Here is a 26,374-nt window from a genome sequence, read left to right on the forward strand (position 1 = left end):
CTCCTTTCTTAAATTTAAAAAAGAAAAAAAGTAGAGTCAAAACTCTACTTTTTTAATACTTCTACAGTAATAGAAATGGTGCAGGAAAGAGGACTTGAACCCCCACGTCAATGACACTAGATCCTAAGTCTAGCGCGTCTGCCAGTTCCGCCATTCCTGCATATATGGGGTGGATGATGGGATTCGAACCCATGACCTTCAGAGCCACAATCTGACGCCCTAACCAGCTAGGCCACACCCACCAAACTTTACATTCATTCTGAATGCCTGTATATTATATCAATTTATAAAAAATTTGTCAATACTTTTTAAAAATTTTTAATATTTATATACAATGTTCATCTTTACATTTGTGATTACTATGTACTTCTTTGCTGGAATCTTTAATACATTCCAGCTCTTCTTCTGTGAGTTTTTCTTGACAATTTTTGCAAATACCTTTTATTTCTAAATGATGACCTGTTACGATAAAATCAGTTTTATGTTCAATATCGTCAATTAAGCTATGTATTGGGCAATGGTTTATTGGAATTATTTTTTTACATTTTTCACAAATTAAACTGTGGATATGTCCGCTATTTAATTGATAATATGTAGTTCCGTCTATTTCTGCAGTTCTTTTTGCAATATTTTTTTCGCAAAATTGATTCAATGCTCTATAGATACTTGAAATGCTGAATTTTTCGCCCTTTGTTGAGATAGCATTGTAAATATCTTCAGCAGTTGTAGGAACTTCTCTTTTTTCTAATTCTTTTAGAATTGCTAATCTGTTTTTTGTAATTTTTAAGTCATTATCTTTTAGAATTTTCAAAAAAGCTTTTTTCATAAATACTCTCCTTTGCTTGATTTTTAGATGAAATGGGTATATAATACTGTATGTAAATGAGTGCTATTTGCAAATAAGTGCTCTTAAAAGGAGAAATTACGAAAAAATCATAACTAAAATCATTTCCTTTGCCATTATTATATCACTTTTTTCAGTATGTGGCAAAGCTAATGTAAATAATGAATAGAAAAAAATAAAGAATATATTCAACTTATGGAAAAAATTTAAAAGCCACAGTTGAAGATACAAATAGGAGAATGATTTGAAAAATATTATTTCAATAAAAAATCTGTCTTTCTCTTACAGTGGAGGTATTAATGTTTTGGAAAATCTTTCTTTTGATATTCAAGAGAAAGATTTTATCGCTATAATCGGAGCAAATGGGAGTGGGAAATCAACTTTACTCAAATTGATTTTAAGGGAGCTTAATCCTTCAAGTGGAGAGATATTTATAGAAGATACGAATATTAAAAATTTTAAAGAATGGAATACAATTGGATATGTTCCACAGATAAATGCGAGTAATATACCTAATTTTCCCATAACTGCTATGGAGATTGTAACTTTAAATCTTTACGAAAAAATGGGCTTTTTTAAGTTTTCTAGAAAAAGCCATATTGAACTAGCAAAGAGGGCATTATCTCAAGTTAATATGCTTGATTTTGCCAATACACCTATAAATAAAATGAGTGGTGGGCAACAACAGAGAATTATGATTGCAAAATCTTTGATAAATAATCCAAAGATTTTAATTTTTGATGAACCTACAACGGGAATTGACAAGGAAAGTAAAAATCAACTTTTTAAAATTTTAACTCATCTCAACAGAGTGCATGGAATTACAATTTTACTTGTAACTCACGAGCTTGAGATTATGAAAGATAATTTGACAAAGGTTGTGGAAATAAAAGATAAGAAAGTGGTGGTAAGATAATGTTTCAACTTGAATTTATGAGAAGAGCTTTTTTAGTTGGAATTATGCTATCCATTGTTATACCTTGCATTGGGGTTGTTATGGTAAATAAGAGAAATTCTATGATTGGAGATGCTCTTTCCCATGTTTCTCTTGCGGGTGTTACAATTGGTCTTATTTTTAGAGTAAATCCGATTATTACTGCTATAATTTCCTGTGCGATTGCAAGTTTTTCCATAGAGATTATGAGAAGATATTTTCCGAAAAATTCAGATATATCAACAGCAATAATGATGAGTTTAGGAATTGGACTTGCTGCAGTTCTTTCTGATTTCGTAAAGGGGGCAGCCAATTTTAACAGCTTTTTATTTGGGAGTATTGTGGCTATAAGTGATTTTGAAGTTATTTTAGTTACATTGGTATTTTTTATTGTAATAACAGTTTTCACAGTGCTTTACAAGGCTTTATTATATGTTTCTTTTGATGAAGTCGGAGCAAGACTTGCAGGAATTAAAGTTCAAACTGTAAATATAATTTTTACATTTTTAATTTCTCTTTCTATTTCTATCGCTTCAAGAACTGTTGGAGTTTTAATGGTTTCTTCTCTTATGGTTGTTCCTGTAGCCTGTGCTTTAAGAATTTCAAAATCTTATTTTCAAACTGTTATTTACTCTATATTATTTGGAATGACTTTTACAATAGCAGGAATTGTAATTTCATTTTATCAAGGATTAAAACCCGGCGGAACAATGGTATTAACCGGAATTGCCGTGCTTTTTATAATAGTAATTTTTCAAAATTTAAGAAAGCTATTAAAAATTTAAAGAAAATCATATTGGTTTTCTTTTTTTGTGCACTATTTTTATAACTTAATTTGTGGTAAAATATAGTTGTGTTAAAATTAATTTATGGAGAGATAATATGATTTTTGTTGAAAATAAAAATTTTGATCCCGCATTAAATCATGCAATCGAGCTTTATCTAATGGAAAATTATGATGAAGATATTTTTATGCTTTGGAGAAATAGACCTTGTATTTTGATTGGAAGATATCAAAATATTGATTTGGAAGTAAATTTAGATTTTACAAATGCAAATAATATGGATGTAATTAGAAGATTATCCGGTGGTGGTGCAATATATTGTGATACGGAAAATATGCAATATAGTTTTATAACTAAAAAAACCGGAGATGATGTAGATTCTTCTTTTAAAAAATTTGCAAAGCCTGTTGTTAATTTCTTGAAATCTTTGGGACTTAATGCAGAGTTTACAGGAAGAAATGATATTCAAATAGACGGAGCAAAGGTAAGTGGGAATGCTCAATATCAAAACAAAGAAAAGATTTTACATCATGGAACTTTTTTGTTTAAAGCAAATCTGTATAATTTAACTAATTCTTTAAAATCGAGAGATATAAAATTTAAAGGCAAAGCTGTTCAATCGGTAAGATCCAGAGTTGGATTTATAGGCGATATGATTGAATTAAATGTTGAAAATTTTATGGATAAAGCGATAGAATATATAAAAGAAGAATACAAAATTACAGGTACTACGATTTTAACTGAAGAAGAGATGAAAAAAATCTATGAAATTAGAGATTCTCTTTTTGCTACAAAAGATTGGAATTATGGAAATGGCTCTTTAAAAAAGAACAGAAAAGCCGAAAAATATTCCTGTGGAGTTGTAGAAATTGGACTTGATATTGAAAATGGACGGATTAAAGACATTTCAATTGAAGGGGATTTCTTTAGTGAATTGGGTATAGATAAATTGTGTAGTATATTAAGAGGAGTTCAATGTTCTAAAGAGTCAATTGAAGAAGCCCTTAAAGATATTGAGCTTGACAGATATATTAAGTCAATGGATAAAGAAGTCTTTATTGATGATATAATTAAATTGTTTTAAGAGGTGTAATATGCTAAGAAAAAAAGCAGAAATAATGAGAAAACCTGAATGGTTAAAACTAAAAATTCAGGGAGACAAGAATACAACTGATGTTGAAAGTATGGTTGAAGGTTTAAACTTACATACTGTTTGTCATGAAGCAAATTGTCCTAATAAGATGGAATGTTATTCAAGAAGGACTGCGACTTTCATGATTTTAGGGAGAAACTGTACAAGAAATTGTACTTTTTGTAATGTAACAAGACATACTCCGGATCCCGTTGATTTAAATGAACCTGAAAATCTTGCTAAAGCAGTTCAAATTTTAGGATTAAAACATGCTGTAGTAACATCAGTAACAAGAGATGATTTACCGGATGAAGGAGCAAATCAATTTGCAGAAGTTGTAAGACAATGTAGAAAGTATAATCCTGAAACTACAATAGAACTTTTAATTCCGGATATGTCAGGAAGAAAAGAATTAATGGATATTATCTATGAAACAAGACCGGATGTTTTAAACCACAATGTTGAAACAATCCCTGCATTCTATCCAAAAGTAAGACCTGCTGCAAACTTCCAAAGAAGTTTAGAGGTTTTAAGATATGCAAAGGAATGTGGACTTAAAACAAAATCAGGACTTATGGTGGGTTTTGGAGAAACTGAAGAACAAGTTGTTGAAGTTTTCAAGGCTCTTAGAGAAGTAGGATGCGATATGGTAACTGTTGGACAATATTTACAACCAACAAAATTCCATATAGCTGTTAAGGAATATGTCCATCCACAACAATTTGATAGATATAGAGATATAGCTTTTAAGATGGGATTTTTAAGAGTAAACTCAGGACCACTGGTAAGAAGCTCATATCACGCAGAAGCACTTTAATTATAGAACTCATTTTTACGATTGTAGAAATGAGTTTTTTTATAAAATATATAAAGTAATTTACTTATTATATAGTTATTACAAATTGTTGACAAAATTTTTTGAAAAGTATAGAATATCTTTAATATCAATAATCTATATTAAAATAATATAGAGAAAATGTTTTTTGAAAGAAACTCTAATAATATAATAAATCAATTATCAAGAGTTTTATTTGGATAGAAATTTTAATGTACATAAAATAATAAAATAGTAATGGAAGTTTGAAAAGTTATGTAGATGGGGTTAGTTATGATAATAGGATTAAAAATTGAAAAAATAGAATATCTATTTGATAAAGAATTGGTAAATTTACTTCTTAGTATGGGTATAAAACATTTTGAAATTCAGATAAAGAATTCTGACATAGATAGCTACTATTTTTCAAAGGATTTTGTAAAATTTGTTTCAGAATTAAAAAAAATAATAATATTAGTATTAGTTATCATGGAACTTTAGGGCTCAATTTCATTGAGAAAGTTAACAGATTAAAAATGACATCTTTTGATATATTAAGAGATTTTTTGAATTTATGTGATAAAACATCTGCTAAATGGTTGACATTACATATTGGAGAGTGTGGATCTGGAAGAGCAAAAATGACTGATAGGATTGAGTTGTTAATTGAAGATTTTAGGAAATTTTATGAAAATAATAAATTTTTGACACCTATTGGTATTGAAAATTTACCATATCAAAAAAATGGTAAGTTGTTATTGGGGGATGATTTTAGAGATATCAAAAAAATAGTGGATGGAGTTAAAGATTTTAAATTTTTATTTGATTTAGGACACTATAATGTAGCATATTATAATGACAATTTGAATGAACTCTACAATTATATTATCGGGGTTCATATTCATGATAATAATGGAGACATAGATTCGCATAAAGAGTTAGGAACAGGAACTGTGAATTATGAATTTATTATTAGAAACATATTAAAATTAAATTCAGAAGTTCCTTTTGTAATTGAATATAGAGATTTTGATATTGATAAAATTAGAAGAACTGTTAAAAAGTTAAAAGAAATATAGAAAATTAGAATGGAATTTTTTGATATTACAATTATACAAAATATTTTCTTTTTTATACATTTTCTCTTATAACAGTTGTGTCATAATATTGTAAAAATAAGTTTTTTATTGTGAAACAACAAGGTTCCCGGGTACCCGCCCGATGCGAAGCATCGTGGGATGGTGGGGTTTTTATTGTGAAACAACCAAGACACTATATTTATTAAGTAATTTGTGGTAAAATAATTGTAACTTGTGATTATGAGGTGTTTTATGAAAGAGTTTTATATAAATTCAAGTATTGATGACAAAAGCTTATATTGTGTCGATTTTTCTGAAAATTTAAAAAATCCTAAAATGATTGTGCAAATTTGTCATGGAATGGAAGAACATATAAGAAGATATAAAGACTTTGCTCAATTTTTGGAAAAACAGGGAATTAGAGTCTTTGGAATGGACAATAGAGGACATGGAAAAACTTGTGAAGATGAAGGACTAAAAGGGCATATTGCAGATGAAGATGGATATATCAAATTGGTTGAAGATGTTCATGACCTTAATAAATATATTAAAAAAGAATTTCCGGATAAACAAATTGTAATATTTGGACATAGTATGGGTTCGCTTATCGTTAGAAATTTTTTGAATAAATATTCTGATTGTGTAGATGGAGCGATTATTTGTGGAACTACTGAACTTTGTGGTATAAAACATAGAATAGGAATATTATTAGCTAAAGTTTTGAGTGGAAAAAACGGGACTAAAAAGAGTGCTTTTATAAACAAACTTGCCTTTAAAGGATATAATTCCAGAATAAAAAATAAAAGTACCGATTTCGATTGGCTTACAAGAGATGAAAAAGCGGTTGAAGATTATATTTTAGATAAAGATTGTGGATTTTTATGTACAAATACTTTCTATTTGGATTTGTTAACTTTGATAAAAGAGATGTCTTATAAAAAGAATGTTGAAAATATAAATAAAGATTTACCTATTCTTTTTATTTCCGGAAAATCTGATCCGGTAGGAGATTATGGTAAAGGTGTTTTAGAAAGTTATAGATTGTACAAAAAAGTTGGAATGAAAAATGTAAAAATAAAACTCTATGCACAAATGAGACATGAAATTTTAAATGAAATTGGAAAAGAGAAGGTATATCTTGATATCTATAAATTTTTAGAAAGTATATATGAAAATAACTAAGGGAGGATAAAGAGGAGTTATATTAAAAGTTACTCCTCTTTAGTTTTAATTGCTATTTATTGGAGGAAAAACATTGAAAAAAAGACCGGAGTTTCACAAAATTAAATCGTTTGAAGAATTTTGTAAATATTATTGGTATCGTGAAGAACTTTCTCAAATATGTAAATTACTGGGTTTAGAATATAGAGGGACAAAACAAGAACTCAATTGTATTATTGAGGAGTATTTTAAAGGAAATGTCATTAAAAAGACTGTAATAACAAAAGAAAAGAAGAAAGTAGAAAATATTACTCTAGATACGCCATTACTTGAGTGTGGTTTTTCCTTTAATGCAAAGTTTAGAGAATACTTTTCTAGTTTAACAGGAATATCACCATTTAAATTTAATGCTGATATGGCGACATCTTGGAGAAAAGTAAAAAAAGATAAAGATTTGAATTTTACAATTAAGGATATGCTAAATGTGTATTATGGAAAATCTGATTATGCAAAGTATGATAATTCAGTTTGTGAATGGAATCAATTTTTAAAAGACTTTTGCTCAGATAAATCTAGTTTAGACTATTCGAATAAGTTAAAAGTTGCTTCTATTCTTTGGAAAGAGGCTAAAGATTCAAAAAACGAAAAAAAATATTCGAGAGAATTGTTGGATAAGTATTCTCGTAAAGTAAAGGAATATCGAAAATAAATACCTGTTAATCAGACTAATAAAGGAATATTAAATCGTAAAGAATTGTTATTCCTTTTTTAAAATTAAATTGAGAATATTAGCTAATAAATAGATATTGACAAAAGAATTATTTACTGTTATTATATTGATGTGATATTGATAACTCAAAGAGAAAGTGCACATAGGGTTCCGAAGATTTTTCTTGCAGGTCCAAGCTGTGCAGGTGCTATGCACTACACCTAAGGGAGAAAAGCCCAGAAGGTAGGTTTCGCTTGAAGCCTACTTTTTGGGCGTTTATTTTTTGGCTGTTAATTTTTTAAGAGTTATTTTTTTGTTTTTAAAATTTTTTTAGGAGGAATTATGAGTACATTTTTTGAAAACTTTTTCAAACTCAAAGAACACAAAACATCTGTTAGAACAGAAGTTTTAGCAGGTATTACTACCTTTATGACTATGGCGTACATATTAGTTGTAAACCCTGCGATTTTATCTGAAGCCGGAATGGATAAGGGAGCTGTATTTACAACAACAGCTATTGCATCATTTATAGGAACAGTCATAATGGCACTTCTTGCTAATTATCCTTTTGCATTAGCTCCTGGTATGGGTTTAAATGCATACTTTGCTTATACAATCGTAATTGGTAAAGGATATAGTTGGCAATTCGCATTAACAGCTGTTTTATTAGAAGGTATTGTATTTTTAATTTTAACTTTTACAAAAGTTAGAGAGATGATTGTAAATGCTATGCCATATTCACTTAAACAAGCAGTAAGTGCAGGTATCGGTATCTTTATTGCATTTTTAGGATTATATCAAGCGGGACTTGTTAAACAAGGAAAGGGAATACCTCTTGATCTTGGAACAATTACAAGTGCGACATCATTAATCACAATTTTTGGTATCTTATTTACTATTTTCTTACTTGTAAAAAAAGTTCCGGGAGCAATTCTATTTGGAATGATAGCTACTACAATAGTATCAATAATCTGTGGGGTTTCTGAACTTCCAAAGGCTGTCATAGGAAAGCCTTCAAGTATTGCACCTATTTTTATGAAATTTGATTTCAGTAAAATTTTATCCACAGAAATGTTTGTAGCTCTTTTTGCATTTTTATTCGTTGATTTATTCGACACGGTTGGAACTTTAGTAGGAGTTGCATCAAAGGCTGATATGTTGGATAAAGACGGCAATTTACCTAAAGCAAGACAAGCACTTTTTGCAGATTCAATAGGAACAACAGTAGGAGCAATGCTTGGAACATCAACAGTAACTACATTTGTTGAAAGTGCAGCGGGAGTTGCTGAAGGTGGAAGAACAGGACTTACAGCGATAGTAACAGCTTGCCTTTTCCTACTAGCTTTAATTTTCCAACCTATTTTTGCAGTTATTCCAACTTATGCAACATCTTCTGCATTAATTGTAGTAGGATTATTTATGATTACAGGAGTTAAGAAAATTAACTTTGATGACTATACAGAAGCACTACCAGCATTTTTGACTATTATTATGATGCCTCTATCATACTCAATCGCAAACGGAATTGTTTTTGGTATAGTTTCTTATGCAATATTAAAATTAGTTTCAGGTAGAAGAAAAGAAGCTTCTCCTGTTGTATATATTTTAGCTTTACTATTTATATTAAAATTTGTAGCAGAAGCATTTATGTAATAAAAAAATATTATTATTTAAAAATGGGTCTTTAAGACTCATTTTTTTAGTTGATTAATTACCCTAAATATAGTATAATCTAACTTATGTTTAATAGAGAATAAATTATGAGGTGAAAGAATGATAAGTGTAATAGATTTAAGTTTGAGTTTTCAAGGTCAAAAACTTTTTGATGATGTAAATTTATCTTTTACTCCGGGAAACTGTTATGGGGTAATTGGAGCGAACGGAGCGGGAAAGTCAACTTTTCTTAAGATTTTAGAGGGAAGACTTGAACCTGATACCGGAAGTGTTTCTATAAAACCGAATACTCGTATGAGTTTTTTGGAACAAGATCACTTTAAGTTTGAAGATGAAAAAGTAATTGATGTTGTAATAATGGGAAATGCTCGTTTAATGGAAATCATTAGAGAAAAAGAAGCAATTTATGCAAAGGAAGATTTTTCAGACGAGGACGGAATTTTAGCTTCTGAACTTGAAGCGGAATTTGCAGACATGGACGGTTGGAGTGCAGAAGCAAATGCTTCAGCTCTTTTACAAGGTCTTGGTATTGGAACTGAATTGCATGAGAAAAAGATGAGTGAGCTTTCAGGTAAGGAAAAAGTTAAAGTTTTACTTGCAAAGGCACTTTTTGGGAATCCTGAAATTTTAATACTTGACGAACCTACTAATGACTTGGATATCAAGAGTATTTTATGGTTAGAAAATTTCCTTATGGACTATGAGGGAACTGTTATTGTAGTTAGCCACGATAGATATTTCTTAAATAATATTTGTACCCATATGGTGGATATTGATTTTAAAAAGATTAAGATTTTTGTCGGAAACTACGATTTCTGGTATGAATCTAGTCAACTTGCAGCACAGATGTTAAAAGACCAAAACAAGAAAAAAGAAGATAAAATTAAAGAGTTACAAAACTTTATCGCAAGATTCTCTGCAAATAAGAGTAAGTCAAAACAAGCTACAAGCCGTAAAAAATTACTTGATAAAATTCAAATCGAAGATATTCAACCTTCAACAAGACGTTATCCTTTTGTAGGTTTTGAAATGGAAAGAGAAGTTGGAAATCAAATTTTGGAAGTGAATGAAATTTCAAAGACAATTGAAGGAAGATTAGTTTTAGACAAGGTTTCATTTATGGTAAATAAAAATGATAAGATTGGTTTTATCGGAGATGAGCTTGCAATTACAACTCTTTTTAAAATTTTAGCCGGAGAGATGGAAGCTGACAGCGGAAGTTTTAAATGGGGAGTTACTACTTCAAGATCTTATTTTCCAAAAGACAATACAGAATTTTTTAAAGATACTCCTTACAATTTGATTGATTGGTTAAGACAATTTTCAACTGAACAATCTGAAATTTATATTAGAGGATTTTTGGGAAGAATGTTGTTCTCCGGAGATGAGGCTTTAAAACCTGCTCAAAAACTTTCCGGGGGAGAAAAAGTTAGAATGATGTTATCCTATATGATGCTTAAAAATTCTAATGTTTTAATCCTTGATCAACCAACAAATCATTTGGATCTTGAAAGTATAATAAGTTTGAATAACGGACTTAAAGCATTTAAGGGAAATATTTTATTTGCAAGTCACGATACTGAATTTATGAATACAATCGCAAATAGAATTATTCACATTGAAGAAAATATATTTGAAGATAGACTTATGACTTATCAAGAATATATTGACAGATTCGTAGAAGGTCAATAAAAATTTGAAACTAAATAAATTTAAAGAAAAAATCCGAGCGACTAAACTCGGATTTTTCTTTTAAAAAAATTCTATAGAAGGCTATTCAGCTTTATCTTTTAAGTAAAATTTTCCTTCAGTATGGAAGAATTCATCTTTTGCCTTTTTGATTTTTCCACTCATAAGTATTATTCCAATCATATTAGGAATAACTACAAGACCTAATGTTAAGTCTAGGAAAACTCCTGCATGTTCAAATGAAAGAACTGCTGCTAAAACTATCATAATAGTTGCAACAAATCTCATAATTTTTCCTACTTTTGTTCCGAATAGATATTCTGCAAGTTTTTCAACATAGAATACTATTACGATTATTGTTGAAAGAACGAATAAAAACAATGAGATTGAAACTACTGCGCTACCGATATTTCCAAAGATTGAGTTGAATGCTCTTTCAACAGCTATAGATTTATATTCAGGATTTTTCCATATTCCTGTTGTTAAAACAATAAGTGCAGACATTGTACAAACTACTATTGTATCTACAAATACTTCAAAAACTCCCCACATTCCTTGTCTTGCAGGATGATCTGTTATTGCTGTTGAATGTGCATAAGGTGCAGAACCCATACCTGATTCGTTTGAGTAAACACCACGAGCAACTCCATTTGTTATTGCCTTTTTCACAGCCCAACCTGTAGCTCCACCGGCTATGGCTGTAGGATTAAAAGCACCGACAAAAATCATTTTAAATGCTTCAGGAACTTTATTTATATTAATTGCAAGAACTATAACTCCAAAGATTAAATAAATTAATGCCATAAATGGAACCAATTTTTCAGTTACTTGTCCAATTCTCTTAATTCCACCATAAACTACCAATATTACTAAGAAGAATATAAATCCTATAGCAATGTATTTGTGAATTCCTAATTGTCCTAAAGGTCCTGCTGCAGCAAGTGTTTGTAATGTAATTGAAGGTAAAATTTCAATCATAAAGAAAAATGCTACAAGTGAACCTAAAATTTTTCCGGCTTTTCCGCCAATACCATGTTGTAAGTAGTAACAAGCACCACCAACAAACTCGCCTTCTTCGTTCTTTTGTCTGTAAAGAATACCAAGTACAATTTCACCGAATTTTGTTGCTTGACCTACTATAGCAGTAATCCACATCCAAAGTATAGAACCGGGACCTGCTATAAAAATAATTGAAGGTACAACAACTATATTTGCAGCACCAATAGATGAAGCAAGAGCAGCAGTTGCAGCCTGGAAAGGTGAAACAGTTCCTTCACCGGATTTGTTTTTACTAAACATTTTCCCAAAAGTTTGTTTCATAATATAAGGAAAATAACGAATTTGGAAAAATCCCAATCTAAATGTTAAAAAAATACCGCCACCTACTAATAATATCATTAGAGGAGGTCCCCAAAGCCAATTGGCAAATTTTGATAATACAGAAATCAATGAATCCATAAAAAATCCCCCTTTCAATTTTCGAAAAACACTATATTGTAATAATGTTTTCCTTAAGAATATTATACAACTTTAATTTCAAAAAATAGGGACATAAATAGAATATAGTTTTGTAAATAATGGTAAATTAAATTAGTAAATTTTAATGAAAATTCTAAAAAAATTTTGAAAAACTCAATATATTATATTGAATATTTGAGTTGATTTTACACTAAAATTATATCAAATTTTCCTTTGCTAACAATATAAGATTTATTGAAAATCTATAAGATATAAGTTAAAAGCGGATATTGAATACAATTAGAGCTTATAGTATAATTATTAATGTAATATTAATTTAAAGAGGTTTTAATATGTCTGATTTTTTTAGGTATTTTTGGATAGGATTTAAAGATATGTGGCAATATAGTATTACAAGAAATGCTTTGATATTTCTTTCTGTTGCTTTTTTTATTATAATATTTCGTAGATTTTCAATAATAGTTCGAAGTGGTGGAAGTGTTTTTAGACCTTATCATATTTCAAATGGAAATTTTTATATACATAATGCACTTTATATTTTTGATAGAGTTATTCCTTTAAAAGAAATAAGATCAATTGATGTGAATAGCCTTAGAGCGGTAAAGCTTAATGGAAGAAGATATATGCTAACAATTCAGTTGAAAAATGGGAAGAGTAGAGGTATTATATTCGGTAAAAATAAAGCTAATAGTGAGTTGGTTAAAAGTTTAAAAAAGAAACCCAAAAATATAATGTCAAAATTCATACTGTTTATTTTGATTAGTTAAGATAAGGAGAGAATATGAAAAAGATAAAATTTCATAGTATTTTTTACAGATTTATATTATTTATACTTACTTTTGGCATTCTCATTATAAATATGATAATAGCTGATAAAAATGCAATAATACAATTCTTTAATTTTAATTTAAAACTATGGCAATTAAACTATTTTTTCATTGGAATTTTTCTTATAATTATTATAGTTTTTTCTATTGTTGGTTGGAAATTTTATATATGTAAAGAAGGAATATACCTAAGAAAAATAGATTTACTAATTCCTTGGGAAGATGTTGATGCTGTTAGTCATGTTTGGATTAATGAATGGAGTATAAGACCTAACGGAAGACAATATTTGTATAATAGAAAATCATTAGTAATTTACAGAAAAGACTATAAACCTATTTGTATTTATAATATATCCATATTAGCTTTATACACGATAAAAATTTTAAAATCCAGCATTAAAACAAATATTGTTGTTGCTACATTGGCTACTATTTTTAATATAGCAGTTAATTTTGGGATACTTTATTATATTTTTTATAGAAAATTGGAATTTATAGATATAAAAGTATTTTTAATTTTTATTAGTACTTATGCTATTAAGAGCTTGATAGTACCACTAATAATGGTTATGTACGAAAACAAAATACATGGAAAATACCTATTTCATGATACTGCATATAACAAAAATGAATCAAGAGTAATACATATTTAATTATTACAGCATATTATTTAAAAAAGTAGCCTACTTTTGTAAGCTACTTTTTCTTTAAATAATTTTAAAATTTTATTGCAGAGTATGAATACAGAGGATATTCTATTTCTTTTCCTTCGTTAAAATATGCTCCGGCTCCATAAACCCAGTTCGGATTTTTTAAAAGTGTTCTTCCTTGGTAAATCATATCACAGGCATCACTTTGAAGTAAATACTCACATAAACCATAGTCTTCTAAAAGACCGACTGCGGAAACTGTAAGGGCTGCTTTTTTAATTTCTCTACTTAATTCTGCTTGATATCCGGGATAAACTAGTGGACTTTTTGGAACAACTCCGCCACTAGAAATACTGTTGAAAACAACTCCATCTTCTTTTGCAAGTTTTAGAATTTTTATAATATCTTCTAAAGAATTTCCATTTTCATCATATTCGTTAGCGGAAACTCTAATATGAACATCAATATCTATATTTTTAATCGCTTTTAAAATATCTCCTAAAAATTTATATCTTTTTTCTAAACTACCACCATATTTGTCATTTCTTTGATTGGATAGGGGAGATAAAAATTGATTTATCAAATATCCATGTGCTCCGTGAATTTCTACAAAATCAAAACCAGCTTGTTTTGCAAGTTTTACAGAATTTACAAAATCATCTTGTAAAGAAATAATTTCTTCTTTTGTTAATTCTCTTGGAGCTTTTTCGTCTGAAAAAGGAATTGCACTTGGTGCAATAATATCATCATAAGATGAGTCTGCTTTTCTTCCTGCATGGCTTAATTGAATTCCGATTTTGCAATCATAATTATGAACTCTATCCACAAGCTCTTTAAATGCTTTCATTTGAATTTCATTGTATAATCCTAAATCTACTTTTCTAATTCCGCCATTAGGATTAACCATTGTTGCTTCAACAATTATTCCGGAAACTCCACCTAAAGCTCTTGCCACATAGTGATCAAAATGCTCTTTAGTCAAAACTCCATCTACAGTTTTTGTATGAAACATACACATTGGAGCCATAACAACTCTATTTTTAAATCTATTTCTACCTATTTCCATAGGGCTTAAAAGTTTACTCATAAAAAACCTCCTATATTTTTCTGACTAATTTATACCCTAATTTTTTTAGATAATGATTATTTATTAAAATATTTTCTAAAAATAGGTAAAAAAAAGCTGTTACTTTAATAACAGCTTTTTAAAAATTTATACTATTTTGTATATTTTAAGATTAATTCTTTAGCAGCTAATGTTTCATCTGGACGTTTGATTTCTGTGTCATGAGGTGCTGCGTGAACAATTTCAGGATTTGTTTCTGCTTCTTTTGCAATCTTAATAAGAGATTCAGCAAATCCATCAAGAGTTTCTTTTGATTCACTTTCAGTAGGTTCAATCATCATTGCTTCATGAACAATCAATGGGAAGTATACAGTTGGTGGGTGATATCCCATATCCATTAATCTCTTAGCTACGTCAAGAGTTACTAATCCGTTAGGATTCTTTAATCCACCGAGTACAAATTCATGTTTGAATTTAACATTTTCTGGAAGATTGTAGTAATCTCTTAATTTATTTGCTAAGTAATTAGAATTTAATACTGCATAATCACTTGATTTCTTAAGTCCGTCAGCACCTAAAGCTAAAATATAAGCATAAGCTCTAACTAATACACCAAAGTGTCCATAGAAATCTTTCATCTTACCTAATGTCTTTGGAACATCATAAGATAAGCTGTATTTTTCACCGTTTTTAATAACTATAGGAACCGGTAAGAAGTCTTTTAAGAAATCTTTACATCCAACATAACCTGCACCAGGACCTCCACCACCGTGAGGAGTAGAGAATGTCTTATGAAGATTATAGTGAATTGCATCAAATCCCATATCTCCAGGTCTAACATGTCCTAATATTGCATTGGCATTTGCTCCATCATAATATACTAAACCGCCAGCATCGTGAACGATTTTTGTAATTTCTTGAATTTCTTTTTCAAATAATCCTAATGTATTTGGGTTAGTAAGCATAAGTCCTGCAGTATCGTCACCAACTGCTGCTTTTAATGCTTCAATATCAACTAATCCATTTTCACAAGATTTAATTTCGATAATTTTATATCCTGCCATTGTAGCTGTTGCAGGGTTAGTTCCATGAGCTGAATCAGGAATTATAATTTTATCTCTTTGGAAATCTTTGTTGTTTTCATGATATGCTTTAAATAACATAATACCTGTTATTTCACCATGAGCTCCAGCTGCAGGTTGTAATGTGCAAGCATCCATACCTGAAGTTTCATTTAAAGCTTCTCCAAGTTCATACATTAATTGTAAAGCACCTTGAGCTCCACATTCAGGAATATTTGGATGAAGTGTTGCAAAATCCGGAAGAGCACACATAGCTTCATTGATTTTTGGATTGTATTTCATTGTACAAGATCCTAGTGGATAAAATCCTGTATCAACACCAAAGTTTTTATTTGAAAGATTTACAAAATGTCTAACAACTTCCGGTTCGGAAACTTCCGGTAAATCAATTTCGCCATCATTTAAAAGTTCAGCAGGAATCAGCTCTTTAATACATACATCTTCAACATCCAATTCTGGTAATTTATGACCAATTTTACCAGGTTTTGATAGTTCAAATATTAATTTATCGTATTTCATATTATGCTTCCTCCAATACCTTACATAGTTTGTCTATTTCTTCCTTAGTACGTTTTTCTGTAACTGCAAACATAATAACATTTTCTAATTCAGGATAGTACTTTCCAAGATCGAAACCACCGATTATTCCGTTTTCAAATAATTTTTTATTTAATTCGCAAACCGGTTTTTTAGCTTTTAATGCAAATTCTTTGTAGAAAGGAGCATCAAAAACTTTTTCGAATTTACCTGTTTCTAAAAGTTTCTTGTAAAGATAATGAGCTTTCTTTATACATTGTTTTGAAAGTTCTTTAAGACCTTCTTTACCTAAAAGATCCATATAAATTGCTGCAGTCAAAACATTAAGACCTTGGTTAGAACAGATATTTGAAGTAGCTTTCTCTCTCTTAATATGTTGTTCTCTGGCTGATAAAGTAAGAACCCAACATCTCTTTCCATCTCTGTCAACAGTTTGTCCAACTATTCTTCCCGGAATTTTTCTTAAAAATTCTTTATTCACAGCCATAAATCCTAAGTATGGTCCACCAAATGAAATAGGGATACCTAGTGGTTGAGCTTCACCTACAACTACGTCTACATTACAATCAGATGGTTTCTTTAAAGCTCCCAAAGAAGATGGATCAACAGAAACTACTGAGTAACATTTTTTGATGCTATGAGCAAGTTCTGAAATCTTAGTTACATCTTCAATATTACCGAAGAAGTTTGGATTTTGAACTAAAACAGCACCAATTTCGTCATTTAATTTTGCTTTTAAATCATCAATACAAGTTACACCATTGCAAGTTTTAACAACTTCCATTTCAATATGTTGAGCATGAAGGTAAGTTTTTAAAACTTCTCTTGACCAAGGTGCGATAGCTTCAGAAACTAAAACTTTTTTCTTCTTAGCATTATGTGCAGTCATAATTGCTGCTTCAGCTAAGCCAGTTCCTTGATCATAAAGTGATGCATTCGCATAATCCATTCCAGTTAGATTTGAAATCATAGTTTGGAATTCAAAAATATATTGTAAAGTTCCTTGACTGATTTCAGGTTGATATGGAGTATAAGAAGTTAAAAATTCACTTCTGCTAATAATTGTTGGAATAACAGCAGGAATATAATGATCATAAGCACCTGCACCTAAAAATGTTGGATATTCACTTGAAGATGCATTTTTACTTGCTAACTTAGTTAGATAGTTATAAACTTCCAACTCGCTTTTTGCTTTTGGAATATTTAATTCTCTCTTTAATTTTAATTCTTCAGGAATGTCTGAGAATAAATCTTCAACAGAATTAATACCAAGGCTATCTAACATATCTTTAACATCTTGTTCTGTTAGAGAAATATAAGGATACATATAGAATCTACCTCCTAATGATTTAATTATTTTTTAAGAAATTTCTTACTGATTAATACAGCAGGAACTCTTTTGTTTCTGATTTCAACTTGAACTTCGTTTCCTATTTCAGCTTGATCTGCATCAACAATTACATTTGCAATAGTTTTGCCCAATGTAGGTGACATATAACCAGTTGTAACAAATCCGATTTCTTTATCGCCTTTGAATACTTTTGCACCATGTCTTGCAATACCTTTACCAGTTAATTCAAGACCGATTAATTTTCTAGGAACGCCGGCTTCTTTAAGTTTAGTTAAAGCAGCCTTACCGATGAAATCAGCTTCTTGTTTTAATTTAACGAAATATCCAAGACCTGCTTCAAGTGGAGTAATAACGTCGTCCATTTCATTTCCATAAAGTGGAAGAGACGCTTCAAATCTTAGAGTATCTCTACAGCCTAAACCACAAGGAACAACTCCATCTTCCTTACCAATTTTAAGTATTTCATCCCATAATTTATTAATATCTTCACCTGAACCGTAAACTTCAAATCCGTCTTCACCTGTATAACCTGTACGTGAAACTAGGAATTTTCCACAATCTCCAAGTTCAACATTTTCTTTAAAAGTAAAGAATTTTATTTCATTTGCTAAATCAACATTTTTAGCTAATTTTTGTAATACTTTTTCAGCCTTAGGGCCTTGTAATGCAATTTGTGCAGTTTCTGATGAAATATTTTTAATTTCTACATCGTAGTTTCCTTTTTGTTTTAAGAACCAATCAAAGTCTTTATCTGTATTTGCAGCATTAACTACAATGTACATATCATCTTGACCTTTTCTATAAACTAGTAAATCATCAACAACTCCACCATTTTCATTACATAATAAAGAGTAAATAACTTGTCCGTCACCAATAGTTCCTAAATCATTAGTGATTAAATGATTTACATAGTCAAAAGCATCTTTACCTTTAACAGTAACTTCTCCCATATGTGAAACGTCGAATAAACCAGCGTTATTTCTAACAGCATGATGTTCAGGAGCTAATCCTTCATATTTAACAGGTAATAACCAACCTGCGTAATCAACAACTTCTCCTCCATATGAAACGTGTTTGTCGTACAATGGTGTTTTTTGTGCAGCCATATCAAATTCCTCCTTAAATTTAATAGAAATTAATTACCTCTAATAAGATAACCTACTTTCCTTAAGGTAATTATATTATAAAAAACAAAAAATACAATAGTCTTTTTCTAAAATTCTAAAAAGTTCTTTACTAAACTAAAACTATTATTCATATAATTAACAAAATAGGGCTATTTTAAAATAAAAACGTTTTAATTTTAACTTATAGATTAGTAATATACGAAAATTATACCCTAAATAATTACAAAATAATATAAAAATATAAAACTTTTTTTAAAAATATTTAAAATATTTTATCTACAAACTAAATATTGATAAGATTTACTATAACTATTGATAAAATAATAAAAAATTATTTTTAATATATTTAAAAATATAATTAAAATAAAATTTTTTTATAAAAATTTTTTAATTATACAAAGATTATGTTACAAAAGTTAAAATATACAGAAAAAATGACTTTTTGTCAAAAACTTTTTTTAGAAATTTATATCTTGTTAAAAATATTTTTTAAAAGTTTAATCAAATTTTTTTATCTAAAAACAAAATATCGTTATTCAAATATTTTTAAAATTTATATTTCGGGTATAAAATTTTTGTGATATAATTATAAAAGAATAATACAAATTATTATCGAGGAGGTTATTATGAAAAAATTGGACTTTTAGTAAATCCTATTGCCGGAATGGGTGGTAGAGTAGGACTTAAAGGAACTGATGGAGAAGGTATTTTAGAAAAAGCAATAGCACTTGGTGCTGTTCAAGAAGCTCCTGAAAAAGCTAAAAAGGCATTGAGGAAAGTTGTTGAGTTAAAAGACAAATTTAAAGTCTTTACTGCAAGTGGACTTATGGGAGAAGAAGAATGTAAAGAGCTTGGCTTAGATTATGAAATTGTTTATAATGCCTCTGAAAAATCATCAGTTACTGATTCAAGAGAACTTTTAAAATACTTTTTAGAAAATGGCATTGAATTGATTTTCTTTGTAGGTGGAGACGGAACAGCAAGAGATGTTTATTCAGTTATAGAAGATAAGATTCCGGTAATTGGAGTACCTGCGGGAGTAAAAATTCACTCACCTGTTTATGGAAACACTCCTGAACAAGCAGGAAGTCTTCTTTTTGAAGTTATAAATGGAGTGGAGCTTCCGGTAATTGAAAAAGATGTCGTTGATATTGACGAAGACGCTTTTAGGGATGATAGAGTAGAAGTTAGACTTTATGGTTATCTAAGAGTTCCTTTTGATCAAAGATATTTACAAAATAAAAAATCACAAACTCCTCAATCAGATAGCGACGCTCAAGTTTCAATTGCCTGTGATGTAATAGATGGTATGAAAGATGATATTTTCTATATAATTGGATCCGGAACAACTCCTATGTATATCATGAAAGAATTGGATTTACCTTATACTGTATTAGGTGTTGATATAATTAAAATAAAAAACTTGTAAAAAAAGATTGTAGTGAAAAAGATATACTTGAAGTAATTGGAGATGAAAGAGCTATTTTGATTGTAACTCCGATGGGTGGACAAGGTTATGTATTTGGACGTGGAAATCAACAATTAAGTGCAAATGTTTTAAGAAAAATCGACAAAAAAGATATTATAATAATTGCAACAAACGGGAAACTTGAGAGTATAACATCAGGTCATCTCGTAGCTTATACAATGGACGAAGAAATAGATAAGAAATTAAAAGGCTACTATAGGGTTAAAATTGGATATGAAAGAGAAAAAATGATGTTAGTAGATAATGAATAATAAATTAGGCGATAGAAATATCGTCTTTTTTTATATATTATCTAAACAATATGATTTTATAACTTAAGCATATTAATTTAATTAGTTATTGTTTTAAACTTTGTATAAAATTTCTATATATTTTTATTTAGTACTACCTTTTTGGGCTAAAGTATGTTATAATAATATTGTCTAAGGTTCCTGTTTAATTATACCTACATTTTTTATAAGGGATTACGGAGTTCTTACTTTGATGGCAGCCTTTTTTAAGGAAACCGTGAGATTTAAGACAGTTTGCCCACCTTCAATTGCGAAGGTCTATAAAATGACAGGAACCGAAAGACTTTTTAATAAGATAATAAATGATTAGGGGGTTTTTTATGAGCTTAGCAAAGTATATTGAACAAAGACGTTTAGAAAGAGAAAGAGAAGTTAGAAGAAAAATAAGAAAAGAAAAATTATCCAATGCTGCAAAGATTACAGTTGGAGCTGCTGTTGGTGCAGGAATTGGTATCTTATTTGCTCCTAAGTCAGGGAAAGAAACAAGAGAAGATATTGTTAAAGCAACTAAAGACGGTGTTGAATATGTAAGTGAAAATGTAAATAATGCTGTTAAAGTTGTTGCTGATAAAGCTAAAGAAGTTAAAGAAGCTGTTGAAGAAAAATATGATGATTTCACTAATAGAAATATGACTGAAATTTCTCCGGAAGTTGAAGAAATGGATATAACAGAATCAACAGAAGAATAGTGAGGGAAAAATGGTAACAATAGATTTAGATTTAACTTTAAGAGTTATTCTTTATTTAGTTGCAATAGTTTGCTTGTTAGCTTGTATTTGTTTCTTCACTAAGTTAATAAAATTTTTCGGAAGAATGAATACCATTTTGGAAAAGAGCGAAGAAAGTTTGGTTTCAGTTGCTGAAAAATTGCCAAGCCTGGTTGAAAATGCTGACAAAGCTGTCACTAATGCAAATGAAATTCTTGAAAAAACTGATGAAATTTTAGTTAATACAAAGGATGATGTAATTGACAGTGTTGAAAATGTAAGTTCAACACTTGAAAATGTAAGAGATATTACTGAGGATATTAATATATCTACAAGATTTGTTGCAGAACAAGTTGTGGATACTACAATGGATATTAGAGAAAATGTTGACATTGTCATCGATAAGGTTGACATGATTATGAATATTGTAGAAACTATAAGATCTTTTTTTAGAAAAAAATAATTTTTATAATATCGACTTTTTCTAATTTCTATTTTTTTATAAAGATGGGAGGACATCATGGGAGTTATAGGAAAATTGGAATTGTTAGAATCGTTGTATAAAATTGGAGAGGGCAAGGCTAATTATAAACTTCATAAAATGCTGATTTTAGCTTTTTTAGCTGGTATGTTTATTGCCTTGAGTGGACTTTCTTATATAGTTGTTAATACGGGAATGGCGAGTTTAAATGCCACTTATGGAAAATTTATCTCCGGAGTTTGTTTCTCTTTTGGGCTTTTTGCCGTAGTTGTTGCCGGTGCTGATTTATTTACAGGAAATGTTTTGATGTTAGCTCCTGCATTGGGAAAGAGGATTACATTTCTGAAGATGTTTAGAAATTGGGTATCTGTTTACTTATTTAATTTTGTCGGTGCGATTTTTGTGTCACTAATTATTTATTTTGCAAGTGTATTGTCGCCACAAATGCTAGAATTTTTGCATAAGATTACCGTTTCAAAAACTACAGAAAGTTTTATAGTACTTTTATTTAAAGGGATAGGATGTAATATTTTCGTTTGTTTGGGAGTTTGGATGTCTTATGCTTGTAAAGATGGAGTTTCAAAATTCTGCGCTTGTGCAATTTCCGTTATATTGTTCTTAATTTGCGGATTTGAGCACAGTGTTGCAAATATGTTCTATCTTTCACTATCCGTTATATTATCAGATATAGGTGTGGGAGCGGTTATATATGATTTAATCCCTGTTACAATAGGAAATATAATTGGTGGAAGTATAGTAGCTATTTGTTATTATTTCGCTTATAGAGATTAGGGGATGTATTAATGTTGGAGTTTCCAAAAATTTTAATGTAAAATTGACTTTGTATAATGAAGATTATTCATTTGGAAATGGATTATATAGATTACTCTTATTGATTGACGAATATAAATCAGTCAATAGAGCTTGTAAAGAAATGAAAATGGCATATTCCAAAGCCTATAAAATGATAATTCGTTCTGAAAAGGATTTGAATTGTAAACTTCTGGTTGGTAAAATCGGAGGAAAAGGTGGTGGAGGTTCAACACTAACTGAAGAGGCTAGAAAACTAATGTCATTTTATGAACAAATTAATAAAAAACAAAAGAATTTGTTGAAAAAGAAATAGCAAATTTTAAAAATGAAATTAATAAAGCGGAGAAGTAAAAACTCTCCGTTTTTTGTTAAAAATAAAATTTTACATTCAATTGATGAAAAATGTTGTGAAAATTTGGATAATTATGGGATTAAAATAAAAAATGGGTATATAATAAATGTAAAAATAAAAAAAAGGAGGTCTTTTAAGATGGATCATGTAAAAGGATTACAAAATGTTGTAGAAAACTCAAAAAATTTAGGTGGAGCTCTACCTAACGAAATGAAAGCTTTTAGCGATCTTTTTGGAGCAGTTTTTAAGGATGGAGCATTAACTGTAAAAGAAAAAGAATATATTGCACTTGGAATTGCAGTAGCTGTTCGTTGTGAAGGTTGTATTGAAGCTCATGTAAGAAATCTTATTAATCTAAAAGTTACAAGAGAAGAAATTGCCGGAATTATTTCCGTTGCGGTTCTTATGGGCGGAGGACCTTCAACTATTTATGGAGGAAAGGCATTAGAAGCATTTGACCAATTGTCTAAATAATGTAAATAATAAAAACAACTTTAAAAAGTAGTGAATTTTTTACTGCACCCCAAATTTTAATAGGAAATGGGTGCAGTTTTTATGTCTAAATTTATGATAAAGGATGATAATTAAATTTTAATACATAATATTTAGAAATAGTTGATTTCTAGAGAAAAAAACTCCTAATAATGTAGGAGTTTTTCTAAATTTAATAGTCAATATATTCTAAAATGCCATTTAGTTTTGCGATGGCAATACCATAGTTAGTAATTGGAATTTTCTGATTAATTGCCTGTTCAACACGACTCATTACATGCTTTTTGTTAAACATACAAGCACCACAATGAATAATTACATCGTAGTGACTTAAATCTTTTGGAAAGTCATTTCCGGAAACAATGTCGATTTTTAAATCCGGATGAATTTTTTTGCGTAATAATCTGGGCAATTTTACTCTTCCTATGTCTTCTTTAAGTGGTTTATGAGCACAGGCTTCTGCAATTAAAACTTTTGAGTTTTCATCCAAAGAATCCAATTTTTGTGAGCCACGAATAAATTCCTCAATATCTCCTTTGTACTTTGAAAAAAGAACAGAAAAAGAAGTCAATAAACTATTCTTTGGTTTTTTTGGAAATACTTTTGCAAATAATTGAGAATCCGTAATAATTAAGTTTGGAGCTTTTGTTAAAGCTTCAAGAGCTTGATCAAACTGTTCAAAACTTGTGGAAATTACAACGCATTTATTATCCAGTAAATCGCGAATTGTCTGCACCTGTGGTAAAATCAATCTCCCTTTTGGAGCTTGAATATCTTGAGGCATTACTAATAATACAGTATCAAGTGGTTTGACAAGATGAGCACAGATTGACTCTTCTTTTTCTAAGTCTTTACTTATATTTTGAAATTCTTTTAACAAGATGTCAAGATTTTCTTTATTCAATGCACTGACACAAATAGGCTTCTTTTTGAATTCATTTTCTATTTCAATTGTTATCTTTTTGCTATCAACAATATCTGATTTATTAATTACAAAAATAATTGGTATATTTTTTCTTCTAAATAATTAATCCATTCTCTCTCTTTTTCAAAGGAATTATCGCCAAATAATAATACGGCAATATCTGTCTGTTCAATAACTTGTTTTGTAAGTTCAATTCTTTCATTTCCAAGAATACTATCATCGTCAAATCCTGCTGTATCAATTAAAAGACAAGGACCTACCGGATGAATTTCAATTGCTTTTTTAACAGGATCTGTCGTTGTTCCCTTCTGTTCGGATACAAGAGATATAGTTTGATTTGCAATTGCATTGATAAGGGAAGATTTACCGACATTAGTTTTTCCAAAAAAGGCGATATGAATTCTATTTGCGTTTGGAGTTGTTTGCAATTTGTTTCCTCCTTATCTTAAAATCTAAAGTCACGAGAACCATGTTCCATTTGACGAATATAGTCTTCTGAACGTTTTTTAATCTTTGGATTAAGAATATTTTCCAATTCTCTTTTTACAAGTTGTTCTCCAAGTTTTTTGTTTGTGGAGATGCATAGTCAATAAGATACTCAGTCAAAGTCATAAGCGAATTAGGCTGACATACATTTCCAATTTGGCCTGATTTTGCAAGAGACATAAAGCGATCTCCGGTACGACCTGCTCTGTAACAAGCTGTACAGAAACTAGGAATATAACCTGATTCCATTAACCAATACATAATTTCATCAAGAGTACGTTTATCACTTGTATCAAATTGAGCGGAGCTTTCTTCTTCTAATTCTCTTTCGGCATATCCTCCAACACTTGTAAAGGATCCGCCACTTATTTGAGAAACACCGATTTCTAAAACATCTTTACGAGATTCGGCAGATTCTCTTGTTGAAATAATCATTCCAGTATATGGTGTAGAAATACGAATTAATGCAACAATTTTTTTAAATAGGGAATCGACAATTGCTTCCGGAAATTCATTGATGTCGATGTCATCTGCAGGACGAATACGGGGAACACTTATTGTATGAGGACCTACTCCAAATTTTGCCTCTAAATGTTCTGCATGCATAATCAATCCTACAAAATCATAGCGATATTTATAAAGCCCGAACAATACACCTATACCTACATCGTCAATATCTCCTTCCATTGCACGATCCATCGCCTCTGTATGATATGCATAATTATGTTTTGGACCTGTTGGATGAAGAGCTTCGTATGTATCTTTATGGTATGTTTCTTGAAATAGGATATAGGTACCGATTCCTGCTTGTTCAAGTTTTTTATAATTTTCAACAGAAGTAGCTGCAATATTTACATTGACACGACGTATTGCTCCATTTTTATGATGGATATTATAGATAGTATCAATACTTTCCAGAATGTACTCGATTGGGGAGTGAATAGGATCCTCTCCAGCTTCTAATGCAAGTCTTTTATGTCCCATATCCTGTAATGCAATTACTTCTTTTCTAATTTCTTCCTGTGTTAATTTTTTCGGCGAATATGTGTATTCTTTTTATGATAAGGGCAGTAAAGACAACCATTTACACAATAATTGGATAAATAAAGCGGTGCGAATAATACAATTCTTTTTCCGTATATACCTTCTTTTATTTCTTTTGCAAGTTCAAACATTTCAGAGAGAATTTGTTTATCCTCACATTCTAATAATAGTGCAGCTTCACGATGTGTAAGTCCTTGTCGTTTTTTCCTTTTTCCAACACTTTACGCATTAACTCTAAATTATTTTTGTTTTTTGTGCATATTCTATCGTATCTAAAATTTCTTGATTATTTATAAATTCTTCTGCATGACTGGATGCAGGATTATATTTTGCCATATTTATCCTCCTTTAGTCA

Annotated in this window: 27 protein-coding genes, 2 tRNA genes and 1 pseudogene; 19 read left to right on the plus strand and 11 right to left on the minus strand. The window is 29.7% G+C overall.

What is annotated here, in order from left to right:
- Positions 1 to 76: 76 nt before the first annotated feature.
- From HMPREF9127_RS01425 to HMPREF9127_RS01435, 3 genes are all read right to left on the minus strand, one after another.
- A tRNA-Leu gene (locus HMPREF9127_RS01425) sits at positions 77 to 160 on the minus strand.
- Positions 161 to 165: 5 nt separating this feature from the next.
- Positions 166 to 242, minus strand: a tRNA-His gene (locus tag HMPREF9127_RS01430).
- Between the two features lie 83 nt (positions 243 to 325).
- Entirely contained in the window at positions 326 to 826 is a 501-nt protein-coding gene (locus tag HMPREF9127_RS01435; RefSeq protein ID WP_009448114.1) for a Fur family transcriptional regulator, read from the minus strand.
- 262 nt (positions 827 to 1,088) lie between these two features.
- Between HMPREF9127_RS01435 and HMPREF9127_RS01440 the strand changes: the two genes are divergently transcribed.
- The 10 genes from HMPREF9127_RS01440 (at position 1,089) to HMPREF9127_RS01485 (ending at position 10,824) form a co-directional block, all read left to right on the plus strand.
- Complete coding sequence (locus HMPREF9127_RS01440) at positions 1,089 to 1,760, plus strand: metal ABC transporter ATP-binding protein (RefSeq protein ID WP_009448363.1); 672 nt, start codon at positions 1,089 to 1,091, stop codon at positions 1,758 to 1,760.
- Complete coding sequence (locus HMPREF9127_RS01445) at positions 1,760 to 2,563, plus strand: metal ABC transporter permease (RefSeq protein ID WP_009447821.1); 804 nt, start codon at positions 1,760 to 1,762, stop codon at positions 2,561 to 2,563. The genes HMPREF9127_RS01440 and HMPREF9127_RS01445 overlap by 1 nt, the downstream gene beginning before the upstream one ends.
- Before the next feature lie 97 nt (positions 2,564 to 2,660).
- Positions 2,661 to 3,647 (plus strand): lipoate--protein ligase, encoded by a 987-nt coding sequence (gene lplA / locus HMPREF9127_RS01450; RefSeq protein WP_009447782.1) that lies wholly within the window; start codon positions 2,661 to 2,663, stop codon positions 3,645 to 3,647.
- 10 nt (positions 3,648 to 3,657) lie between these two features.
- Positions 3,658 to 4,512 carry a lipoyl synthase gene (lipA, locus tag HMPREF9127_RS01455; protein WP_009447757.1) on the plus strand — a complete coding sequence of 285 codons (855 nt, stop codon included), beginning with the start codon at positions 3,658 to 3,660 and terminating at the stop codon, positions 4,510 to 4,512.
- A gap of 291 nt (positions 4,513 to 4,803) precedes the next feature.
- On the plus strand, positions 4,804 to 5,010 hold the full coding sequence (locus HMPREF9127_RS01460) for a hypothetical protein (RefSeq protein ID WP_009448119.1): 207 nt from the start codon (positions 4,804 to 4,806) through the stop codon (positions 5,008 to 5,010).
- 11 nt (positions 5,011 to 5,021) lie between these two features.
- A complete protein-coding gene (locus tag HMPREF9127_RS01465) occupies positions 5,022 to 5,588 on the plus strand; it encodes a TIM barrel protein (protein ID WP_255261691.1) in 567 nt (188 codons plus the stop codon).
- 252 nt (positions 5,589 to 5,840) lie between these two features.
- Positions 5,841 to 6,770: an alpha/beta hydrolase gene (locus HMPREF9127_RS01470; RefSeq protein WP_009447884.1), complete on the plus strand. Its 930-nt coding sequence runs from the start codon at positions 5,841 to 5,843 to the stop codon at positions 6,768 to 6,770.
- A gap of 73 nt (positions 6,771 to 6,843) precedes the next feature.
- Positions 6,844 to 7,458, plus strand: a complete 615-nt coding sequence (locus tag HMPREF9127_RS01475) for an SAP domain-containing protein (protein WP_009447873.1) — start codon at positions 6,844 to 6,846, stop codon at positions 7,456 to 7,458.
- Positions 7,459 to 7,800: 342 nt separating this feature from the next.
- Entirely contained in the window at positions 7,801 to 9,111 is a 1,311-nt protein-coding gene (locus HMPREF9127_RS01480; RefSeq protein ID WP_009448033.1) for an NCS2 family permease, read from the plus strand.
- A gap of 120 nt (positions 9,112 to 9,231) precedes the next feature.
- On the plus strand, positions 9,232 to 10,824 hold the full coding sequence (locus HMPREF9127_RS01485) for an ABC-F family ATP-binding cassette domain-containing protein (RefSeq protein WP_009447930.1): 1,593 nt from the start codon (positions 9,232 to 9,234) through the stop codon (positions 10,822 to 10,824).
- A gap of 81 nt (positions 10,825 to 10,905) precedes the next feature.
- Here the strand turns inward: HMPREF9127_RS01485 and HMPREF9127_RS01490 are convergent, their stop codons facing one another.
- Entirely contained in the window at positions 10,906 to 12,279 is a 1,374-nt protein-coding gene (locus tag HMPREF9127_RS01490) for an alanine/glycine:cation symporter family protein (protein ID WP_009448201.1), read from the minus strand.
- 353 nt (positions 12,280 to 12,632) lie between these two features.
- Between HMPREF9127_RS01490 and HMPREF9127_RS01495 the strand changes: the two genes are divergently transcribed.
- Positions 12,633 to 13,067: a hypothetical protein gene (locus HMPREF9127_RS01495; protein ID WP_009448156.1), complete on the plus strand. Its 435-nt coding sequence runs from the start codon at positions 12,633 to 12,635 to the stop codon at positions 13,065 to 13,067.
- 14 nt (positions 13,068 to 13,081) lie between these two features.
- Positions 13,082 to 13,780 carry a hypothetical protein gene (locus HMPREF9127_RS01500; RefSeq protein ID WP_009448481.1) on the plus strand — a complete coding sequence of 233 codons (699 nt, stop codon included), beginning with the start codon at positions 13,082 to 13,084 and terminating at the stop codon, positions 13,778 to 13,780.
- Between the two features lie 64 nt (positions 13,781 to 13,844).
- Here the strand turns inward: HMPREF9127_RS01500 and HMPREF9127_RS01505 are convergent, their stop codons facing one another.
- From HMPREF9127_RS01505 to gcvT, 4 genes are all read right to left on the minus strand, one after another.
- Complete coding sequence (locus tag HMPREF9127_RS01505) at positions 13,845 to 14,864, minus strand: oxidoreductase (protein WP_009447833.1); 1,020 nt, start codon at positions 14,862 to 14,864, stop codon at positions 13,845 to 13,847.
- Between the two features lie 131 nt (positions 14,865 to 14,995).
- Positions 14,996 to 16,444: an aminomethyl-transferring glycine dehydrogenase subunit GcvPB gene (gcvPB, locus tag HMPREF9127_RS01510; protein ID WP_009448280.1), complete on the minus strand. Its 1,449-nt coding sequence runs from the start codon at positions 16,442 to 16,444 to the stop codon at positions 14,996 to 14,998.
- 1 nt (position 16,445) lies between these two features.
- Positions 16,446 to 17,789: an aminomethyl-transferring glycine dehydrogenase subunit GcvPA gene (gene gcvPA / locus HMPREF9127_RS01515; RefSeq protein ID WP_009448018.1), complete on the minus strand. Its 1,344-nt coding sequence runs from the start codon at positions 17,787 to 17,789 to the stop codon at positions 16,446 to 16,448.
- A 26-nt stretch (positions 17,790 to 17,815) separates the two neighbouring features.
- Complete coding sequence (gene gcvT, locus HMPREF9127_RS01520; protein WP_009448075.1) at positions 17,816 to 18,919, minus strand: glycine cleavage system aminomethyltransferase GcvT; 1,104 nt, start codon at positions 18,917 to 18,919, stop codon at positions 17,816 to 17,818.
- 685 nt (positions 18,920 to 19,604) lie between these two features.
- On the opposite strand from gcvT, the gene HMPREF9127_RS01525 reads away from it, so the two are divergent.
- The 7 genes from HMPREF9127_RS01525 (at position 19,605) to HMPREF9127_RS01550 (ending at position 23,546) form a co-directional block, all read left to right on the plus strand.
- Complete coding sequence (locus tag HMPREF9127_RS01525; protein WP_009447752.1) at positions 19,605 to 20,369, plus strand: ATP-NAD kinase family protein; 765 nt, start codon at positions 19,605 to 19,607, stop codon at positions 20,367 to 20,369.
- Between the two features lie 56 nt (positions 20,370 to 20,425).
- Positions 20,426 to 20,680 (plus strand): NAD(+)/NADH kinase, encoded by a 255-nt coding sequence (locus HMPREF9127_RS08680; RefSeq protein WP_009448128.1) that lies wholly within the window; start codon positions 20,426 to 20,428, stop codon positions 20,678 to 20,680.
- A gap of 359 nt (positions 20,681 to 21,039) precedes the next feature.
- On the plus strand, positions 21,040 to 21,408 hold the full coding sequence (locus HMPREF9127_RS01530) for a YtxH domain-containing protein (protein WP_009448345.1): 369 nt from the start codon (positions 21,040 to 21,042) through the stop codon (positions 21,406 to 21,408).
- Positions 21,409 to 21,418: 10 nt separating this feature from the next.
- Complete coding sequence (locus HMPREF9127_RS01535) at positions 21,419 to 21,889, plus strand: hypothetical protein (protein WP_009448455.1); 471 nt, start codon at positions 21,419 to 21,421, stop codon at positions 21,887 to 21,889.
- A gap of 57 nt (positions 21,890 to 21,946) precedes the next feature.
- Positions 21,947 to 22,699, plus strand: coding sequence for a formate/nitrite transporter family protein (locus HMPREF9127_RS01540; protein WP_009447780.1), 753 nt, complete (start codon positions 21,947 to 21,949; stop codon positions 22,697 to 22,699).
- Positions 22,700 to 22,742: 43 nt separating this feature from the next.
- A complete protein-coding gene (locus tag HMPREF9127_RS01545) occupies positions 22,743 to 23,033 on the plus strand; it encodes a LysR family transcriptional regulator (RefSeq protein ID WP_255261663.1) in 291 nt (96 codons plus the stop codon).
- A 177-nt stretch (positions 23,034 to 23,210) separates the two neighbouring features.
- A complete protein-coding gene (locus tag HMPREF9127_RS01550; RefSeq protein ID WP_039849393.1) occupies positions 23,211 to 23,546 on the plus strand; it encodes a carboxymuconolactone decarboxylase family protein in 336 nt (111 codons plus the stop codon).
- A 190-nt stretch (positions 23,547 to 23,736) separates the two neighbouring features.
- On the opposite strand, the gene hydF is transcribed toward HMPREF9127_RS01550, so the two are convergent.
- From hydF to hydG, 3 genes and pseudogenes are all read right to left on the minus strand, one after another.
- On the minus strand, positions 23,737 to 24,573 hold the full coding sequence (gene hydF / locus HMPREF9127_RS07420) for a [FeFe] hydrogenase H-cluster maturation GTPase HydF (protein WP_482198134.1): 837 nt from the start codon (positions 24,571 to 24,573) through the stop codon (positions 23,737 to 23,739).
- On the minus strand, positions 24,555 to 24,917 hold the full coding sequence (locus tag HMPREF9127_RS08685) for a GTPase (RefSeq protein WP_009448305.1): 363 nt from the start codon (positions 24,915 to 24,917) through the stop codon (positions 24,555 to 24,557). The genes hydF and HMPREF9127_RS08685 overlap by 19 nt, the downstream gene beginning before the upstream one ends.
- 17 nt (positions 24,918 to 24,934) lie before the next feature.
- Positions 24,935 to 26,355: pseudogene (hydG, locus tag HMPREF9127_RS01565) on the minus strand ([FeFe] hydrogenase H-cluster radical SAM maturase HydG).
- Between the last annotated feature and the right edge of the window lie 19 nt (positions 26,356 to 26,374).

Origin of the sequence: Parvimonas sp. oral taxon 393 str. F0440, from assembly GCA_000223315.2 — a bacterium.
GTDB lineage: Bacteria > Bacillota > Clostridia > Tissierellales > Peptoniphilaceae > Parvimonas.

What these genes read in the sequence shown, in the direction of transcription:
- HMPREF9127_RS01435 (WP_009448114.1), bottom strand. Translation starts at nt 826, where the DNA reads ATGAAAAAAGCTTTTTTGAAAATTCTAAAAGATAATGACTTAAAAATT.
- HMPREF9127_RS01445 (WP_009447821.1), top strand. Translation starts at nt 1,760, where the DNA reads ATGTTTCAACTTGAATTTATGAGAAGAGCTTTTTTAGTTGGAATTATG.
- lplA (WP_009447782.1), top strand. Translation starts at nt 2,661, where the DNA reads ATGATTTTTGTTGAAAATAAAAATTTTGATCCCGCATTAAATCATGCA.
- lipA (WP_009447757.1), top strand. Translation starts at nt 3,658, where the DNA reads ATGCTAAGAAAAAAAGCAGAAATAATGAGAAAACCTGAATGGTTAAAA.
- HMPREF9127_RS01460 (WP_009448119.1), top strand. Translation starts at nt 4,804, where the DNA reads ATGATAATAGGATTAAAAATTGAAAAAATAGAATATCTATTTGATAAA.
- HMPREF9127_RS01470 (WP_009447884.1), top strand. Translation starts at nt 5,841, where the DNA reads ATGAAAGAGTTTTATATAAATTCAAGTATTGATGACAAAAGCTTATAT.
- HMPREF9127_RS01480 (WP_009448033.1), top strand. Translation starts at nt 7,801, where the DNA reads ATGAGTACATTTTTTGAAAACTTTTTCAAACTCAAAGAACACAAAACA.
- HMPREF9127_RS01485 (WP_009447930.1), top strand. Translation starts at nt 9,232, where the DNA reads ATGATAAGTGTAATAGATTTAAGTTTGAGTTTTCAAGGTCAAAAACTT.
- HMPREF9127_RS01490 (WP_009448201.1), bottom strand. Translation starts at nt 12,279, where the DNA reads ATGGATTCATTGATTTCTGTATTATCAAAATTTGCCAATTGGCTTTGG.
- HMPREF9127_RS01495 (WP_009448156.1), top strand. Translation starts at nt 12,633, where the DNA reads ATGTCTGATTTTTTTAGGTATTTTTGGATAGGATTTAAAGATATGTGG.
- HMPREF9127_RS01500 (WP_009448481.1), top strand. Translation starts at nt 13,082, where the DNA reads ATGAAAAAGATAAAATTTCATAGTATTTTTTACAGATTTATATTATTT.
- HMPREF9127_RS01505 (WP_009447833.1), bottom strand. Translation starts at nt 14,864, where the DNA reads ATGAGTAAACTTTTAAGCCCTATGGAAATAGGTAGAAATAGATTTAAA.
- gcvPB (WP_009448280.1), bottom strand. Translation starts at nt 16,444, where the DNA reads ATGAAATACGATAAATTAATATTTGAACTATCAAAACCTGGTAAAATT.
- gcvPA (WP_009448018.1), bottom strand. Translation starts at nt 17,789, where the DNA reads ATGTATCCTTATATTTCTCTAACAGAACAAGATGTTAAAGATATGTTA.
- gcvT (WP_009448075.1), bottom strand. Translation starts at nt 18,919, where the DNA reads ATGGCTGCACAAAAAACACCATTGTACGACAAACACGTTTCATATGGA.
- HMPREF9127_RS01525 (WP_009447752.1), top strand. Translation starts at nt 19,605, where the DNA reads ATGGGTGGTAGAGTAGGACTTAAAGGAACTGATGGAGAAGGTATTTTA.
- HMPREF9127_RS01530 (WP_009448345.1), top strand. Translation starts at nt 21,040, where the DNA reads ATGAGCTTAGCAAAGTATATTGAACAAAGACGTTTAGAAAGAGAAAGA.
- HMPREF9127_RS01535 (WP_009448455.1), top strand. Translation starts at nt 21,419, where the DNA reads ATGGTAACAATAGATTTAGATTTAACTTTAAGAGTTATTCTTTATTTA.
- HMPREF9127_RS01540 (WP_009447780.1), top strand. Translation starts at nt 21,947, where the DNA reads ATGGGAGTTATAGGAAAATTGGAATTGTTAGAATCGTTGTATAAAATT.
- HMPREF9127_RS01550 (WP_039849393.1), top strand. Translation starts at nt 23,211, where the DNA reads ATGGATCATGTAAAAGGATTACAAAATGTTGTAGAAAACTCAAAAAAT.